Genomic DNA, 16,867 nt, shown 5'->3' on the forward strand with positions numbered 1-16,867 from the left:
CTGGAGTAGCAGGCGGGGGTCAGCGGGGCCGCATCCAGCGAGTGCGGCGACGCGTTCGGCGGAGCCCTCTCGCCTGTAACCCCTCGGGACGGCGCAAATGCTCGGTTTCAGGTCTGTGTTCGCGACCCACCGCGAACGGGACCATCTGCAGCGACTGGTGCGGGAACAACTCGACCGTTGGATCGCGGACCCCAAGGGTTGGGATCCGTCTGCGCTTCATGAGAATCGGTGGGCGACCATCGGTGACAACGTCAGGGCCCTCCTACTGCAGCACGAGGGGCAGGATGGATCGACGTCAACACGCGTACGGATCGTCGAAACGAAGCCGGACGGGCAGTGGATCACCCAGCTGACCGTACACTCGCCCAATGCGAGAGAACGGGCGGCATGGGCCTGGATCGACATCGAATCACCCGACCCCGACAGTGAGGACCCACGCAGCCGCCCCCGACTCGCGGGCACCCCCCGCTTCCTGGCCCCCATGCTCGAAATCATCGATGCCTGGGACGGTGCCGCACGCCTGACGACGCGGCCAGTCGTCATCCGCGGCGACGAAGTCGACGAGGTCCACCGAGCCCTCATCGACACCGAGCGACGAGGTGTCCTCTTCGTCGCCGGCAACGACGACTCGCTGCCTTCAGTCCCATGGACCAACCGGATCGCCGACCTGACCCGGTTCACCATCGGCATGGCCTCGTGCTACGTGCTGGACGGGGCAGCCACACAGATGCTCAACGACCGGCTCGGCCAGGTGCACGCCGTACTGCCGGGCCGACTTCGTACCTTTCGTCCCCAGGTACAGCTGGACTCCGCCGTCGACGGGTTGCGGCACCGGGTGCTGAGCGCCGAGCGGATCGCCGACGACAACGAACAGCCCCGGCTCGCGCGGGTCCTCGCCTCCAATGCCCAACTGCAGGCTCTCGAACAGCCGCTGCCCGCATCGGTGGCGCGGGTGCACCGGATGCTGGAACGTATCGCCGACGACATGTTGGTGCACCGGCTCGGCGACGTCACCTCGAAGCGACCATCGCTCGTTCCGTCGCAACCCCAGGCAGCAGCCGTCGAGACCCGACAGAGTGACGGCCAGCAAGATGGTGCCGGCGCGCAGCAAGGCATGTTGCTGGACTACCTGAAGATCAAGGTAGGAATCGATCACCTGACCGTCGACCGGATAGACGAGATCGTGCGTCTGATCGAAGTCGGCCGGTCATCGCAGGAGGCGCAGAAAGACATCGCATCCCGATTCGCGCAGCTCCAGGCCGAACTCGATGAGATACAGAAGGCGTATCACGACGTCAAACGGCAGCTGGACGATGAGCAGATCGAGAACCGGGACGCGGTTGAACGCCTGACCCGCTCCGCGGAGACGGAACGGACGCTGCGCCACCGGCTCGCCTCTCTCGGGCAAGCAGAGGTGGCCTGGACGGCACAGCCGTCGGAAGCTGACGTCTCCCGCCCGGACAGCTTCGGTGAGATGCTCCGTTGGCTGCCAAGGCTCCAGTACGTCGTGTTCACGGGTGATCCTGACTGCGCTGAGGAACTTGACAACAACGATCCCCTGGGCAACTGGGCTTCGAAGACCTGGGACGCGTTGTTGGTACTCCAGGACTATGCAGCGGCGAAGGCAGACGGACGTTGGGCTAGGGACGTCCATGGCTTCCTGGAGAACACTCCGGATGGCTGTCACGGGTGGCCGACGCGACGCCATGCCCGTGACGAGAGCGAGGAGGTCCGAACCAACCCGGCGTACTGGAAAAAGCGGGTGCTACCCGTTCCGGCTTCCGTCATCGCGGCGGGCGAGATCTTCATGGGTGCGCATTTCAAGATCGCTCAGTTCGCGATGATCAGCCCCCGCATGCACTACTACGACGATACGGCGCAGAGCGGACGGATCTATGTCGGCTACATCGGCCGGCACCTACCAACCGGACAGACGAACTGACGGCCACCGAGGGCGATGGCTGAGCCACAGCATCGAGGGCTGCGGTACCTACGGCTGGCTGAGGTCGTGCACCAGTCAGCCGGTGGCGCGGTAGAGCTTCACCCCGCCGCCGCTGGCGTCCGGTGGGCTGGCGACCGCGGCGTGTTCGTTGACGAGCCGGCGACGGCTCCGAGGGCGAAATCCGGACGGCGCCAGATCTCGCGTCGATCATCGAGATTCACGGCGACGGTGTCGGCGCCGACCTGGGCGACGACCACGGGGCCGGACGCGCCGATGACGACCGGGTGCTTCCGCGTCAACTCGTGCTGATCTTCGTCACTGGGCTCGATCTCGATACGTTGAGCTTCACGCCCGGTGCCGGCGTCAACGGCGAGGATTTCGATAACCGGGCGCGGCGGTGTCGTGCCCTTACCGGGCGCAGTGGCGGCGAAGGCTGTCACCACACGGCGCTGCGCACCGGTTCCGGCCAGGACCGGCGGTTGGGCGGGGTTACCACCGACGAACGGGTTCAGCGTCGACGGCGACAGCGCAGGCTCGTGTGCCGGTCGCAGCGTGCCGGCGACCATGCCGGAGGTGATGTCAACGCGCTCCAGCCGGTCCACCGACGAGATCCAGACGCGCTTCCCGTCGAGTAGCACGGGTAGCGGCTCGACGCGTTGCCCACCCAGATTGATCTTCGACAGTGACGCGCTGTCCGGTAGCGGGATGGGGTCGGACACGTCGAATGTGCGCGGTGGGTCAAAGGTGGGCCGCTCGCTCGGTGCGCTGGCTGTCGCTTGGGCTGGTGGCTGTTGCGCCTCCGGTGCGGTTCCGCAGCCGATGGTGGCGGCAAGTACGCCGAGGCCTACGCCGAACACGCCCAGATTGCTTTGCGCACCGCGTCACGTCTCCCCGTCGCCGTTGGGTACAGCCGGGGAGTGTAGCGAGTTTGGTCCACTCTTCGTGTGCCGACCGTCGCAGCCCGGAGCTGAGCTGTATGTCGTGGAGCGAGATAGGGCAACGGAACTCGGGAGGCCGCCATAGGTCATCAGCGCCATAAAGAGGAATTCTGCTGGCGGTACGTCCTCAGGCTTCTCCGCCACAAGGCGTCGGACATGACGCGGACATCAGCCCATCGCCACCATCGCCTGAGGAAGTCGATCGCGTCGAGACCAATCGCTTTCGCGATGTCCGTCAGGTCCGCGCCCGCCCGCAACGCGGTGTGGATCATTGAGGGTTGCCAGCGAGTCCACCAGGACACCACCGCAGCGGACAACGCCAGCTCCGTCAGGACGTCATCGAGGCCGGTTCCCGGCGTTCGAGCGACGGCCTGGTCATGAAGATCGAGAAGGAGTTGGAACGGGTTGATCTCTGCGGCATCGGCGAACCACACCGGCGGTTCGGTCGGTCGGGCCCGGTTCATCGGGCACCGCCCGATCCGCGTGAGCTGGGCAAACTCAGCGGTAGTGGGTCACCGACGATCGTGGCGGTGTGGTTCGCATGGTGGTACCTCCGGCCCACGCAACTTTCTGACCTGCCGTTTCGTGGCGACGTGTGTTCACCATGCGAACCATCGGCGTGGTGTCTGGAGGAACGGTGGACGCCCCAGCGGATTTTGGTCATACTTGTGACCATGACGACGCTGCCGTTGGGGGAAGTGAAGACTCGGCTCTCTGAGCTGGTGGGGCGGGTGCACGACCACCACGAACGGGTGACCGTGACCGTGCATGGTCGGCCGTCCGCGGTGCTGGTGTCGGTGGAGGACTTGGAGCGTCTGGAGGAAACCGTCGCGGTTCTCGGGGATGCGGACACCCTGCGGCGGCTGGCCGACTCCGACGCGGAACTGGCCCGAGGTGAAGAGGTGTCCGCCGGCCAGCTTGCGGAGACCATTCGCGCCCGTCGCGCCTCGGCCGCGTGAGCCCCCGGCTGCCGGAAGATCCGTATACGTTGCGCACCACGCCGACCGTCCGTCGAGCGCTCGCCGAACGGTTGCCGGAGGCCGTCGCGGTGGCCGCGTACGAGTTCATGACTGGGCCGTTGGTGCGAGAGCCCTACCGGGTCGGGAAGCGTTTGTTGCCACCGTTGTCTGATCGGTTCAGCGCCCGGCGAGGCACCTACCGGATCATCTACCGCATCGACGACGACAATCGCACCGTGACCGTTGTGGACATTGATCATCGAAGGGATGTGTACCGCTCCTGACGCCCCTGGCAATTTGTCGACCCTTGCCATGCGTTCGTCACTGATGGTCATGGAGCTAATGCTTGACGGTTACCTCTCATGGGCCCGTCCCAAGACCTGTCGCCCGCTGAGGCCCGCCGTCGTCCGTAAACGCTGCCGGACCCTGTCTCGGCGATGCCTACATGTACTCTGCCGCCACTCCCTCTGCTTCCGCCACGAACTCGTCCAGCTCGGCCGGGGTCAGCTTCTGCTCTTGCAGCAGCTTTCCGAGGACGAAGATCTCGGCGGCGATCATGGTTTCGGCAGGAATGTTGTCGACTAACTCAGGTTCGCCGAGGGCGGCGCGGATGAGACCCTCCATTTCGAGGGCCGGCAGGGTGTCTCCGTCCTGGTGCTGCGAACGGGTTGTGGACACCCATGCAGCAACATCGGTGGGAGTGGCATCCGGTTCGAAGTGCCGGTTGACAGCAAGGGTGAACGCCGCTCCGATTACCTGGAGGCCGCCGACCCAACCGCCACGACCGATCTCTGCGACGAGGGCATCGGCAGCATCCCAGTCAGCTCGGGCCAGCGCCCGGATAAGCTCGCTGAGCGCTTGAATCTTCACTTCCTCAACCTCGCTATCATCTTGCTGGCCGCGATCATGAACCATCTTGCCCCCATGCCTGCCAGCAGGCTGACCACCACGGCGACCTCGGGACGCTCTCCGAACCTCAACGCCACGGCGACCATGTGACTCCACGACGACCAGGCATCAATCCCGGCCAAGCGCCACCGTGCTCACGTCTCGGGCGAGCAGGGTCGGCGTCATCGGACCACCCCAGTCCGAGCCGCGGCATGGCCATGGAGATCGAGAAGGAGTCGGAACGGGTTGATCTCCTCCGCATCGGCGATCCGCACCGGCGGGTCGGATGGGCGGGCCGGGTTCATCGGGCACCGCCCGATGCCCGTGAGCTGGGCAAACTCAGTGGTAGCGGGTCACCGGCGATCGTGGCGATGTGGTTCGCATGGTGGTACCTCCGGCCCGCTCGAAACGGATACCCAAACGGAGGGTGCAAGATCGCAGGCCACGGCCGGTGTCGTGGCGGCGTTGCCGTACGGCGGCGGGACTCTGCGGCAGGGTGGTGGATTCGTGGGTCAGTTCTGGCCGGGGCTTGCTACGGGTAGTCCTGCTTCCTTGGCGCATTCGAGCAGCCGCCGGTCGTAGGTGACGAAGGCGGTGAGTGCCGCGCCGGACTCGTTGGTCAGCACCTGGGCGGTGGCCAGGTGGATGGCGTCAAGGCTGCGGAGTGTCGGATCGGCGAACGCGGCTGCGGTCGCCCGGATCGTGCTGTCGATCTCCAGTCGGAACAGCCGTCCGACAGCAGCCGGCACTCCGATCAAAGCTTGCGGAGCTGATCGGCGCAGCGCTCTGGGTACTTCCACCTCGACGAGAGCAGAGGAGACCAGCGGCACGTCGTCGTGCTTGTGGAGCCAGGAGACAAGGTCGGCGCTGCACATCTCCTGCCGAACCAGCTTGACGACGGCAGCTGAATCGAGATAGATCACCAGCGCTCCTCGTCACGCATCGCAGCGAGGGAGGCGGCGGCGTCCGCACTCTCGTCACCGAGCTTCGGTGGAAGTGGAACAGAGCCGCCGCCGGTGGGGGCGACGGCTCGCCCTGCCGCTACCAACTTGGCCAACACCGACCTATCGTTGCCTACCGGAACAAGTCGGGCAATCGGGTGTCCACGATCGGTGATCTCGACGGTCTCGCCGCCACTCACCCGAGCCAGCACCTGGCTCGTGTTCTGGTTCAGCTCCCGGACACCGATGCGTTCCATGGGCACAAGTGTAGAACTAAATGTTCTACGGTTCTAGCTCCTGACGTAAACCGGGGCTGCCTGTCCGGCGACCAGAGAGGTCCACGAGGTCTAGACCATGGCGCTGGCCGGCGGCTCGGTGGGTGGTGTCGGAATCATCGCGCACGACCCGAGGTTCGTGAGCCGGGCAAGCTCAGGGTTAGCGGATCGCCTGCGATCGTGGCGGCGCGTTCGCATGGTGGTACCTCCGACCCACCACCCGCCCATCGTGTGGGCTGGATCGGCGAGATCTCCGCGAAGAGCGGACGCTGTTCAGGAAGGTGCTGGTCGCGCTAGCCGTGGCCGTGGCACTGGCGACGATCTACGTGGCTGGCATCGCGGTGCCAACGGCCGGGCCGACGATCGTCGACACACTGTGGCTGTGCTTGTGCGGCGCGGGCGCTGTGCTCGGCCCTACCGCTGCCTATGTCGGCGTCGTACACCTCAAGCGGAGAACAGACGTGATGATCGAGGTGAACGGCGGCTCAACGGCGGTCGGCGTGGGCGGCGAGGGCGCGAAGTCCCGCCAGGTCGAGCACCGTGATCCGGCGGTAGCCGGTGCGGATCAGTCGCTCCGCGCGCAGCGTACGCAAGGCTCGCTGGGTCGTGTCCGTTGCCGCACCGACCAGGGTGGCCAGTTCCGTGTGGCTCAGTGCCACACCGATGACTATCTCGTCGTCGGCGATTCGGCCACAGCTGGCGGCGATCTCGGCGAGCACCCGGGCCAGCCGGACGTGCACTGGATAGGTGAATTCGGCCCGCCGCTCGTTCGCGCTCCGTAACCGTTCGCCGACCACGGCGGTGACCTGGGCGGCGACTGCGGAGCGGCGGTCGAGCAGGCGCAGGAAGTCGACCTGTCGAATCACAGTCGACACCACATCACCGCAGGCTGCCACGGTTGCCGACCGCGCCTGGCCGGTGATCGCGGCAAACTCTCCCACGAGGTCACCCGGTAGGCGGATCGCCAGCAGCCGGTCCGAGCCGTCCACAGTAGCGGTCACCTTGGCGAAACCACGCCGGAGCACCTCGACGTGGGTGTCACGCGCGCCCTCGACGAAAAGCCGCCGGCCGGAGGACACCGTGCGGGTGACCCCGAGCGCGAGCAACTCCTGGCGGTCGGCCGGCGCGATCCGGCCCAGGAATGATCCCTTCGCCCAGGGCGCGTCACCATCCAGCGGTACGGCAGACATGCGGTGCCCTCCTCGACGCGGGACCGGGCGAGATCCCGTCCTTCCCCGGAATACCGGCCACGGGACCGGGGTGCAATACCCCTGGACCGGATGAGCATCCTGACGAGGGGAGGCGACGTGGAGTCTCATTGGGCGAGGGCGTACCGCTGACATCCGTACCCGGTCGCCGACCGACTCGATGCCTCGGCCGCCCACCGGCCAGCGGGGGAGTGGCCGTGCCGATGGCCCGTCCGTCAGGATGATGACAGTGAACCTGTCGGGCGTGCGGTGCGGATCGGAGGCGACATGGCTAGCCGGGACCAGTCGGTCACGGCCATGACCAGCGATGGCGATCCGCCGGCCGTGCCACGCGTGGCACGGCCGGACGGGCCAGGATGTGCGTCACGCGCACGCCGTGCGCCTGTCGGCGGCCACCGTCCGCTGGTGGAGGAGCGGTGACCGACCCAGAACCGCAGCCGGCGGAACTCTCCCCGGTGCAGCAGGCCCGAATCCGGCGGTTGCTCGAACGGGAGTTCACCGAGGCATGGCGTGCGGCCGTGGCAGCCGGAGCGGAGCCGGCTGTGCTGGCGGACACCATCGAGCGGGTGCGGGGGTTACCGCGGGCCGTCGGAGATGATGTGGAGCACGTCGTCGACGATCCGCCGGACGGTGGCGTCGTTGGCGAGCAGGGCTGAGACCCGCTCGTCGGTGGCTGCCGTTTCGCCGGGCACACGATCGATCTCCTCACTGCCGATGTCGGAGCCGAAGACCATTCGGAGTACCTCAACCACCGTCTCGCGCGGGTCGCCCCCGTCGCGCAGACCATGGTTGATCGCTTCGACAGCGGCGGATGCGAGGTCGGCGAGCCTCGCCTCGTCCCGTTCCTGCGGTCCCACCGGCACCAACGGCTGGGGGTCGGTGACCCCGTCACCGGGAACGGCGAGGACGGGAGCGTGTTTGCGGCCGAGTGGCCGTTCCACGTAGTCGGCGTACCACCGGGGCCGTCGTCGCATGGCTGTCAGGACCCTCTCGATCTCCCTCGTGAGGGTGCCACCGTCGCCGCCGGTCGGGTCGCCCGTCACTGCCTCGCGTCGCTGCGCCCACCTGTCCAGCGGCCACAGCTCGGTACCGGCGGTGGTCGGGACGCCGACCCAGGTGAGGATCTGAACCGCCAGGTCGGTGAGCCACGGGTCGTTGTCGAGCTCGCGGGCCAGCCAGGCGGGGACCCGGGGCCGTTGCAACGCGCCCCGACCACCGCGCCGACGGCGGTGACCGTCGACGGTTGCGGCAGTGAGTCGAGTCGAGAGCCAGCGTTCGACATCGATGATCGGTACCCGGGCGTTGGCCAGGAGATCGGTCACCACCGCCTCCACGTCGTCGTGGTGCCGGTCGAGGCAGTCGTCGGCAAGCATTCGAACGGAGGTGGCGCAGGCCCAGTGACCACGTCGTCGTTCCATCGGGCGGGTCACCCTGGTGAAGACGATTGGCCATGCGATCGCGTACGCGGCGCCGGTGAGCCGGGCGCGGACCTCGGGCGTCGCCGATGCCATCGTGGTGGCGAGTTCACCGCGGTGGGCGAGCCCGCGCAGTTCGCCCTGAGCCGGATCGGGGCGGGAATGCGTCTCCCGGTCGAGTGTCGCGTAATTGACAGATCTGGCCGGAAAGGGCTGGCGGATCGAATCATCCGCGTTTGTCATGACGCCCCCTTCCCCATACGGAATGAGCCCTGCCTGACCCTGCGATTGCATCCGAAGGATCGCCCCTGGATGGCCACTAACAATGTCTCCATTGACTCGGCCAGGCGAGCCCCTGCCCGCCGAAGAAGCGGTTCGTGGTCGATCGATGACGGAACGTCGGCCGAGGAGGCCGTTACGGTGAGTGCGGTAGCGGTTTCGCCGAAGTGCCGCGACCCACCTGTCTGCGCGGCCACGTCCGTCAGGGCACCCGAGGTCCGGTCCTGACCCGGCCGATCGGCGGCTCCGCACGCCGGTCTGTGTGTGCTATGACGATTGATTGTTCGTACCCACATGGCGACGAATGGATCCCCGTTTCCTGATTGCGACGAGACTGGTCCATCCTTGTGCTTGCGGGTGCTCGCCGCTGGCCAGGCAATGGCCAATTTTCTGGCCAGATAAAGGTCGCGCGTGGGCGACGACGGGACCAGGGCGGGACAGGGGTCGATAGCCTCCGCACCGTTCTGACGGACCACTACGAAAGGAGGAGGGCCCTGCCTGCTGCGATCGAGGATTACCCCTCGTATGAGGCTGGACTCCGTCAGGAGTTACTGGAACTCCGTCGGGGCGCGGGCGTGCAGAGCAGCCCGTTACGTCGGCGACTCGGCCCGCTACTGGCCGACCTGTGTGGGGTGTCGTGGACGGAGCCAGAGGCGACCACCCGCGCGAAGGTGCGGGCCGCCCTGCTCGCCCGCACCGCCGACATGCCCCGTGAGCTACGTCGGGCAGTCGAGCTGGCGTACGCCCTCGATCCCGATCACTCCTACCTCCGGCTGGACCGCCGCATCGAGCAACTCGCCACGGAACTCTCGGTACAGCACCGCACCGCCCGTCGTCGGATCGACGAGGCGGTCGCCCGGCTGGTCCGCACCATCGCGCTCAGGACTTCCGTCGAGGCATCCGAGTCCGGTCCTGCCTGGCACGTGCAGGCGATGAGCGCACTGCTGCGGCTCGACACGCCGACCCCCGAGCTGTACGAGACGCGGGACATCACGGCGATCCGGGCGATCGACCAGATCACCGTGCAGTTCAGCCTGCCGCGTCGGCCCGGCGACGACGCCCCGGATCACGACGTGCGCGCCGACGTGCTGTTCGGCGCGCGCATCACCGAACTGACCCGGCACAACGCCGGACAGGTCTTCCGCCTCACCCTCGCCCTTCCCCGGACCCTCGCACCGGGGGAGCGGCACCAGATCTGCGTGCACTACCGGGTGCCACCGGGGCAGGCGGTCCGGGAGCACTACGTGTTCCAGCCACTTACGCCGTGCGCGCGCTGCACCGTCCGGCTGCGCTTTCCGTTGGACCGGGGCCCGGTGATCGCGTGGCGGCTCGACGGTGTGCCACCTCGCGCGGTTGACGACCGGGCACCGGGGCCCGACCGGCTGGAACCCGACTCGGTGGGCGAGGTGACTTCGGACTTCGACGGGTTGCAGCAGGGCCATGCGTACGGCATCGCCTGGGCCTTCCCTGACGCCCCGGACGGCTGAGCCCGCATGACGGACGCCGCGCCGGTGGAGACCTTGCGCCGGACGGTCCGTCAGATAGGGACGTGGCGAGTTTTTCCGACCGGCTTCCGGCCGCCGCCTCCCGGTCCGGGCACGCGGCCCGACGGCCTTCGCTGTCCGGGGCGGGACGGACACCCCGGTCCGATGGCGTCGTCGGCCTGACCTCCGCCACGGGCGACCGCTGGCCGGCCAGGGCGATCCGGCCGTGAACCCCTTCGCGCTGTTCCAGGACGAGTCGGAGGAGCCGGACGCGATTCCGTTCGTGACCGACACGCACCGGCGGCGTTTCGTGGCGCTCCTGATCGACACCTCGTGGTCGATGGCGGCCACCCAGAGCAACGGCATGCGCGCGATCGACGTGCTCAACCAGGAGTTGACCCGGTGGCTGCCGACGGTGCGTGCGGAGGGCCGTGGGGCGCTGCGGGACGTCGAGTTCGTGGTCGTCACGTTCGGCGCGGACGGGGTACGGGTGGTCTCCGGTGACGGAACGGCCTCCGCCGCCGACGGTGCCGCTTTCGTACCCGCATCCCGGCTCGACCTGCCGACCCTGACGGCGGGTGGCGCGACCCCGATGGTCGCGGCGGTGGAACTGGCACTCGATCTCGTGGAGCAGCGTCGTCAGCACGTGCAGACGGTGCATGCCCAGCAGACCGGCGGGCCCCGGCTGATCCTGGTCAGCGACGGCACGCCCACCGACGACGAGGGCAATCCCACGGACGACTGGCGGCCGCTCGCCCGCCGGTTGGAGCAGTGGCGATCGACGCGCCGGCTGCAGATGTTCGCATTCGGTGTGCCCGGGGTCGACGACGAGGTGATGCGCGCCCTGGCCACGCCGAGCGGCTACTTTGCCCTCGCCGACCTCGACCTGCGAAAGCTGCTCGACCTGATTCTGGTGGCGACCTCCGACCATGTCGACTTCGACCAGGTACGCAGTCAGGTCTACGGGGACGACCTCTGATGGCGGCGCGGTGGTCGGTGCTGGGTGGCAGCGTGGCGGGCGGGGCGCACGCCCGCGCCGGGCTCAGCGGCCAGGACGCCTACGCGACGCGGGAACTCGACGGGACTCTGCTACTGGTCACCGCCGACGGAGCCGGCAGCCGGCGGTACGCCGCGACCGGTGCGAACCTGGTGGTCACCCTCGCCCTGGAGGTGTTCGGCGCACTCGCCGCTGATCAGCGCCCGGCCACCACCGCCGCCTGGGCCCGGCTGCTCGACGTCGCTCGGCACCGAGTGATCCGCCGGTTCCGCCGCGCGGCGTGGGCGCTGGCGCGGGCCGTCGGGGACCTCGCCCCCGAGGACCTGGCGACGACGCTGACCGTCGTCGTGGCCCGTCCGCCGTGGGTGGCCGTGCTCGCGGTGGGAGACGGTGTCGTCGTGGTCCGAGCGGCTGACGGCAACCTCGATCTGCTGGTCGCCCCCACCGGCGGTGCGGATCAGTCGCTCGGCACGGCCACGCTGCTGCCGGTCGCCCGCGTCCGAGGTCACGCCCGGCGGCGGGTGGCCCGGCTGCCCGACCTCACCGGAATCGCGGTGTTCACCGACGGCCTGGACAGCCTCCTCGTCGAGTACGACGGTGCCCGGCCCCGTCAGCCCGGCGCCGAGGCGTTCGCCCAACTGTTCGCGCTCGTCGAAGGTGCCGAGCCCGACCCGATGGCGGTGACCCGGATACTCGCCGGCCGACGGGTCGGTGCGCTCACCGACGACGACAAGACTCTCCTGCTGGCGGTGCCCCGATGAGTATGCACATATGGCTCGTCGACCGGGACGGGCGTCGGGTGACCGATCGGCTGGACACGCCGATCGGCTCGGTCGGCTCCCAGGGGCGGGTCTTCCGGCTCCGGGGCCGGCCCGACACGGTGGTCAAGGTGCTGCACCGGGTGGACCGGGCGGAGTTGGCCACCCGGATCCGGGCGCTGCTCGCCGAGCCGACCGACTGGACCGGGCAGGCTGGCCATCCGGTCGTGGCCTGGCCGTACGCAGCGGTGCGTCGGCGGGACGACGACCGACTGGTCGGATACGCCGCCCCGTGGCTCGGACCACCGTTGTTCGCTCCGCTGCCGCTGCTGTTCAACCCGGTGGCCCGGGCTCAAATGCTGCCCGGCATCACCTGGGTCTGGTGGCTCACGGTGGCGGAGGAGTTGGCGCGGGTGGTCGAGGCGGTGCACCAGCGTGGACACGTCGTCGGTGATCTCGCCCCGGTCAACGTCTTCGTCACCGCCACCGGCGGGGTCTGCCTCATCGACGTCGACGGCTGGCAGCTGCACGACCCGACCACCGGGGTGGACCTACCGTGCCCGTTCTCCCGTCCCGAGTACACCGCCCCGGAGGTCCTCGGCCCGGCGCCGGGACGGCGGGACCACTCCAGCGACGCGTGGGCGCTGGCCGTGCTCGTCGCCCAACTCGTCTGTCTCGGCTTCCATCCCTACGGGGGAGTGCCGCCCGACGCGACCGGGCCGGTGGAGGAGGTCGACAACGTCCACCTGCGCCGCTGTCGGCTACTCGGCGCCGACCTCCGCGCTCCGGCCGCCGCCGTACCGGCGGACCTGCTGCCCGACGTGCTGCGACGCCGGCTGAGCGAGGCCCTCGACGCCGGCTTCGACGCGCCGGCGGCCCGACCAGGGCCGCGCTCCTGGGCAGCCGCCCTGGCGTACGCCCGCGACCGGCTGGTCGGGTGCCCCATCGCACCCACCCACGTGTACCCGCGCGAGCGACGCCACTGCCCGTGGTGCGCGATGGTCGCCGCCGGGGCACCCGACCCCTTTCCCGGAGGCCGACGGTGACCACGACGCTTGAGATCAGCCGGGTCGTCGAGCGGACCGCTGTGCTCGGCCCGGGCCTGCGCGCGGTGATCTGGGTACGGGGTTGCCCACTGCGCTGCCCCGGATGTGTGGCACCGGAGGACCTGCCGTTCACCGGTGGAACCACCCGTACCGTCGACGACCTCGCCGAATGGCTCGGCGGCCTGCCGCCCGAGATCACCGGGGTCACCTTCTCCGGCGGTGAACCGATGTCTCAGGCGGCCGGACTCAGCGCACTGGTCACCCGCGTACGGGCCGACCGGGACTGGTCGGTGATGGCATACAGCGGGTGGACCATGGAACACCTGCGTCGGCGGGGTGAGCCCGACCACCTCCGCCTGCTGGATCAGCTCGACATCCTGGTGGACGGTCCGTACGTCGCCGCCCGTCATGCCGACCTGCGTTGGCGCGGCTCGGCGAACCAACGCCTGCACTTTCTCACCGACCGGCACGCGCCGCCGCCGGAGGACGGTTCCGCCGGCATCGAGCTGCGGCTCACCGACGACGGGGTGCAGTGGATCGGAGTCCCGCCGGTGCCCGGCTTCCGCACCGGCTTCGAGACCGCCATGCGGACCCGGGGGATCACGATTGCCCCGTCCGCCACCAGCTCCGACGAGAAAGGTCGATGAATGTCTGGCAGCCCCAAGTACACGACAGTCGACTTCGACGCGGCCCGGCGGGCCGAACTGGCGGCCGCTCGGCGACGACGTCAGGAGGAACGCCGTCGACGTCAGGAGGAACAGCGCCAGCAGCGCTTCGACGCCGCCGTACGGGCGGCCGAGACGCGCCGGGACGCGTTGACCGAACGACTCCGCCAGCTCACCGACAGCTCGCGGGGACTGTCCCAGCATGCCCAGGTCACCGCAGAGAGCGGTCGGGTGGCTGGGCTGGGCCGTCCCAGCGACGGGGCCGAACTGAGCCGGCTCGGCCGGGAGTTGCGCAGCGCCGAACGGCGGGTGGACAAGCTCACCGCCGAGGTGTCCCGGGAACTGACCCGCGTGGAGCACGGCCGGGCGGTGGAGCTGGCCGTCGCGCCAGTGCGGAGCCTGACCGACGCGGAGCAGCTCGACCCGGTGGGGCACCGGAACATCGGTGCCCTGCTGGGCGAGGCGCGGCGGCTGGCGGGTGATCCGCGCGGCTTCGCCGACCTGCATCGCCGGCTCGGTGAGGCGGTCGGGGCGCACGTCGAGACGGTCCGTGACCGTCAGGCATCCCTGATGCGTCTGGCCACCGAGTCCGACGAACTGGCGGCCCAGCTCTCGACCGTCCTGGCCGACGCGGCGGCGGCCGGGGTCACGGTCGACGGGGCGGCCGAACTGCGTGCTGCGGTCGCCGGACTGCGGAGAACCGCCACCGGCAACACCGACTACTGGGAGCGGCAGGTCGCCGGTCTGCGGGAGCGGATCAAGCAGGTGGCTGTCGCGACCGATGCCCGACTCGATCAGCTGGACCGGATGGCGCTCATCGTGGAGGCGGCCAGCGCCGCACTGCCTGCCGCCGGACTCCGAGTCGTGCCGGACAGCCTGACGGAGCGGGCCGATGCGGTGGTCTTCCTCGCCGAACGGGCGGACGGCTCGGCCGTCGAACTCACCGTGCACGCCGGGGACGGCAGCGGAAACCGGCTGGAGTACCGCACCGACGGCTCCGACACGGTTGTCGAACGCACGGTCGACGGCCAGAGTTCCCGCTGCGACCTGACCGAGGAACTGCTCGAACGCTTCCACACCGAACTCGCCGGCCAGGGTGTGGAGGCGGACGGACTGCACTGGGAAGGCAAGCCCGCCATCCCCCGTCCGCCGGCCCGGCAGGCACTGACCCGTCCGGCCCAGGACGACCGGAGTCGGTCGTGACCACCGGACCGGCGAGCCGTCCCAGTGCGCCGCCGGCAGCGGCCTGGTTGGAACGGGTCACCGCCGAGATCGCCCGCGGTCGGCACGTCGTCATCCACGGCAACGTCCGTGACCTGGTCCGCTGGGACCGCTCCTTCCACCCGCTGCGGACGGCGGTCGCCGGCCTGCTGTCGATCTTCGGATACCAGTTGACCGGCTACTACGACCCGGTGGACGGGTTGAGCTTCGTCAGCCCGACCGACCAGCACGAGTTCCATCGGCTCGCCGGGGGCGACCCCGGTGGGTCCTCGGGTGGATCGTCCGCCGCGACGGACCGGACCGGAGCGACCCGGGGTCGGTTCGCCGCCGCGCTACGCGACGCGCCTCCGCCAGCACTCACCAACCCGTACGACGCGATGGCCGCCGTCCGGCGGGTGCTGCGGCAGCCCACCGTCTCGTCGGCGTTCCTCGTCGACCAGGCCGACCTGCTGCTGTCGCCTCCCGACCGGGGCGGCGACGCCGAACGGCGTCTGCTGGGTACCGTGGCCAGGGCGATGACCGAGGCGGCCCAGAGTGGTCCCCTCCGCAACCTGCTGCTGTTGGTCGCCGACGACCTGGCGGCGCTGCCCGCGTGGCTCTACCGGGATCGTCCATACGTGCAGGTCGTCGAGGCGGCTCTGCCCACCTTCGACGAGCGGCACGTCTACCTCCATCAGCAGGCCCGCCACTTCCACGAGGCGGCGGCTGCCCGCAAGGCACCCGAGGACCTGCGGGTGCTGGCCAACCTCAGCGAGGGCATGGCGATCTCCGAGCTGGACGGCCTGTGGCGGATGAGCAACCTGCAGAAGATCCCGCTGGACGAGCCACGGCTGCTGATGAAGCGCACGCTGTTCGGCCCACGGCAGGACCCCTGGCGCCGCGTCCGCGACCGACTCGACCGATTCGATAGCGCCGTCGGTGAACGCGTCATCGGTCAACCTGTCGCCGTCGACCGGGTCCGCCGGGCACTGACCTCGGCCACCGTCGGCATCGACTTCGTGGCCGACCCGCACAACGCCGAGTCTCGGCCCAAGGGGATCTTCTTCTTCGTCGGGCCGACCGGTGTCGGAAAGACGGAGCTGGCCCGAGCGCTCAGCGAGTTCGTCTTCGACGACGAGACCGCGCTGGCCCGCTTCGACATGTCCACCTTCGCGGAGGCGCACTCCGCGGAGCGGCTCACCGGTGCCCCACCCGGGTACGTCGGACACGAGCGGGGCGGCGAGTTGACGAACCGGGTGAGTCAACGGCCGTTCAGCGTGCTGCTCTTCGACGAGATAGAGAAGGCCCACGCATCGGTGTTCGACAAGTTCCTCCAGGTCCTCGACGACGGGCGGCTCACCGACGCGCTGGGCAACACGGCGTACTTCTCCGAGACCGTGATCATCTTCACCTCGAACCTGGGTGCCGCCGAGACGTACGGCTGGCTCGACGGCGGCGAACTGCCCGACTACGACAAGGTCACCGCGCACTTCGAACGGGCCGTCCGAGAACACTTCACCGCCACTCTCGGCCGTCCCGAGCTGCTCGGTCGGCTCGGCGGCGGCATCACCGTCTTCGACATCCTGCGACCCGAGTTCGTCGATCGGATCGTCCGCAAGCTGCTGGGGCAGCTGGTCGCCAGCGCCGCCCGGCAGGGGGTGCGGCTCACCGTCGACGAGCGGGCGGTGGTGACCCGGGTGCAGGAGCTGATGCGCCGGCCCGAGGCGTTGCGACTGGGCGTACGCAGCATCCGCGACGCCCTGGACCGGTTGGTGCGGGAACCGCTGGTCGAGCACGTCTTCGCCCACCCTGTCCAGGCAGCCGTGCATCTGTCGGTCAGTCGGCACGGCGCGGTCATCCGCGCCGACTGAC

17 protein-coding genes are annotated in these 16,867 nt (G+C 69.1%); 10 read left to right on the forward strand and 7 right to left on the reverse strand.

The features are described 5' to 3' along the window. Positions 1-115: 115 nt before the first annotated feature. On the forward strand, positions 116-1,942 hold the full coding sequence (locus ACLQ2S_RS15455; RefSeq protein ID WP_425701916.1) for a hypothetical protein: 1,827 nt from the start codon (positions 116-118) through the stop codon (positions 1,940-1,942). A gap of 98 nt (positions 1,943-2,040) precedes the next feature. Here the strand turns inward: ACLQ2S_RS15455 and ACLQ2S_RS15460 are convergent, their stop codons facing one another. Then, on the reverse strand, positions 2,041-2,799 hold the full coding sequence (locus ACLQ2S_RS15460) for a hypothetical protein (RefSeq protein ID WP_230462772.1): 759 nt from the start codon (positions 2,797-2,799) through the stop codon (positions 2,041-2,043). 170 nt (positions 2,800-2,969) lie between these two features. Beyond that, entirely contained in the window at positions 2,970-3,344 is a 375-nt protein-coding gene (locus ACLQ2S_RS15465; RefSeq protein WP_425701917.1) for a hypothetical protein, read from the reverse strand. A gap of 210 nt (positions 3,345-3,554) precedes the next feature. Between ACLQ2S_RS15465 and ACLQ2S_RS15470 the strand changes: the two genes are divergently transcribed. Then, positions 3,555-3,839 carry a type II toxin-antitoxin system Phd/YefM family antitoxin gene (locus ACLQ2S_RS15470; RefSeq protein ID WP_155220575.1) on the forward strand — a complete coding sequence of 95 codons (285 nt, stop codon included), beginning with the start codon at positions 3,555-3,557 and terminating at the stop codon, positions 3,837-3,839. Then, positions 3,836-4,123 (forward strand): type II toxin-antitoxin system RelE family toxin, encoded by a 288-nt coding sequence (locus ACLQ2S_RS15475; RefSeq protein ID WP_405430241.1) that lies wholly within the window; start codon positions 3,836-3,838, stop codon positions 4,121-4,123. The genes ACLQ2S_RS15470 and ACLQ2S_RS15475 overlap by 4 nt, the downstream gene beginning before the upstream one ends. Positions 4,124-4,280: 157 nt before the next feature. Here ACLQ2S_RS15475 and ACLQ2S_RS15480 read toward each other — a convergent pair whose 3' ends face one another. From ACLQ2S_RS15480 to ACLQ2S_RS15500, 5 genes are all read right to left on the reverse strand, one after another. Continuing rightward, a complete protein-coding gene (locus ACLQ2S_RS15480) occupies positions 4,281-4,754 on the reverse strand; it encodes a hypothetical protein (RefSeq protein WP_155220573.1) in 474 nt (157 codons plus the stop codon). Between the two features lie 485 nt (positions 4,755-5,239). Continuing rightward, the gene (locus ACLQ2S_RS15485) at positions 5,240-5,650 is read right to left on the reverse strand and encodes a type II toxin-antitoxin system VapC family toxin (RefSeq protein ID WP_309223613.1); all 411 of its coding nucleotides are present in this window, start codon (positions 5,648-5,650) and stop codon (positions 5,240-5,242) included. Next, positions 5,647-5,925 carry a type II toxin-antitoxin system Phd/YefM family antitoxin gene (locus ACLQ2S_RS15490; RefSeq protein ID WP_155220571.1) on the reverse strand — a complete coding sequence of 93 codons (279 nt, stop codon included), beginning with the start codon at positions 5,923-5,925 and terminating at the stop codon, positions 5,647-5,649. Before ACLQ2S_RS15490 ends, ACLQ2S_RS15485 begins: the two co-directional genes overlap by 4 nt. Before the next feature lie 503 nt (positions 5,926-6,428). Next, on the reverse strand, positions 6,429-7,133 hold the full coding sequence (locus ACLQ2S_RS15495; RefSeq protein ID WP_155220569.1) for a Crp/Fnr family transcriptional regulator: 705 nt from the start codon (positions 7,131-7,133) through the stop codon (positions 6,429-6,431). Positions 7,134-7,726: 593 nt separating this feature from the next. Further along, positions 7,727-8,809, reverse strand: a complete 1,083-nt coding sequence (locus ACLQ2S_RS15500) for a hypothetical protein (RefSeq protein WP_196222587.1) — start codon at positions 8,807-8,809, stop codon at positions 7,727-7,729. A 611-nt stretch (positions 8,810-9,420) separates the two neighbouring features. On the opposite strand from ACLQ2S_RS15500, the gene ACLQ2S_RS15505 reads away from it, so the two are divergent. The 7 genes from ACLQ2S_RS15505 (at position 9,421) to ACLQ2S_RS15535 (ending at position 16,866) form a co-directional block, all read left to right on the forward strand. Continuing rightward, positions 9,421-10,332, forward strand: a complete 912-nt coding sequence (locus ACLQ2S_RS15505) for a hypothetical protein (RefSeq protein ID WP_155220568.1) — start codon at positions 9,421-9,423, stop codon at positions 10,330-10,332. 223 nt (positions 10,333-10,555) lie between these two features. Continuing rightward, on the forward strand, positions 10,556-11,308 hold the full coding sequence (locus ACLQ2S_RS15510; RefSeq protein WP_425701918.1) for a vWA domain-containing protein: 753 nt from the start codon (positions 10,556-10,558) through the stop codon (positions 11,306-11,308). Further along, positions 11,308-12,087 carry a protein phosphatase 2C domain-containing protein gene (locus ACLQ2S_RS15515; protein ID WP_155220564.1) on the forward strand — a complete coding sequence of 260 codons (780 nt, stop codon included), beginning with the start codon at positions 11,308-11,310 and terminating at the stop codon, positions 12,085-12,087. The genes ACLQ2S_RS15510 and ACLQ2S_RS15515 overlap by 1 nt, the downstream gene beginning before the upstream one ends. Beyond that, positions 12,084-13,130: a protein kinase gene (locus ACLQ2S_RS15520; RefSeq protein WP_155220562.1), complete on the forward strand. Its 1,047-nt coding sequence runs from the start codon at positions 12,084-12,086 to the stop codon at positions 13,128-13,130. Before ACLQ2S_RS15515 ends, ACLQ2S_RS15520 begins: the two co-directional genes overlap by 4 nt. After that, a complete protein-coding gene (locus ACLQ2S_RS15525) occupies positions 13,127-13,777 on the forward strand; it encodes a 4Fe-4S single cluster domain-containing protein (protein WP_309223612.1) in 651 nt (216 codons plus the stop codon). The genes ACLQ2S_RS15520 and ACLQ2S_RS15525 overlap by 4 nt, the downstream gene beginning before the upstream one ends. Beyond that, positions 13,778-14,998, forward strand: coding sequence for a hypothetical protein (locus ACLQ2S_RS15530; RefSeq protein WP_155220560.1), 1,221 nt, complete (start codon positions 13,778-13,780; stop codon positions 14,996-14,998). It abuts the gene before it with no gap. Continuing rightward, positions 14,995-16,866 carry an AAA family ATPase gene (locus ACLQ2S_RS15535; RefSeq protein WP_155220558.1) on the forward strand — a complete coding sequence of 624 codons (1,872 nt, stop codon included), beginning with the start codon at positions 14,995-14,997 and terminating at the stop codon, positions 16,864-16,866. Before ACLQ2S_RS15530 ends, ACLQ2S_RS15535 begins: the two co-directional genes overlap by 4 nt. Position 16,867 lies beyond the last annotated feature (1 nt).

The sequence above is a fragment of the Micromonospora sp. DT48 genome (genome assembly GCF_049844495.1).
Lineage (GTDB): Bacteria > Actinomycetota > Actinomycetes > Mycobacteriales > Micromonosporaceae > Micromonospora.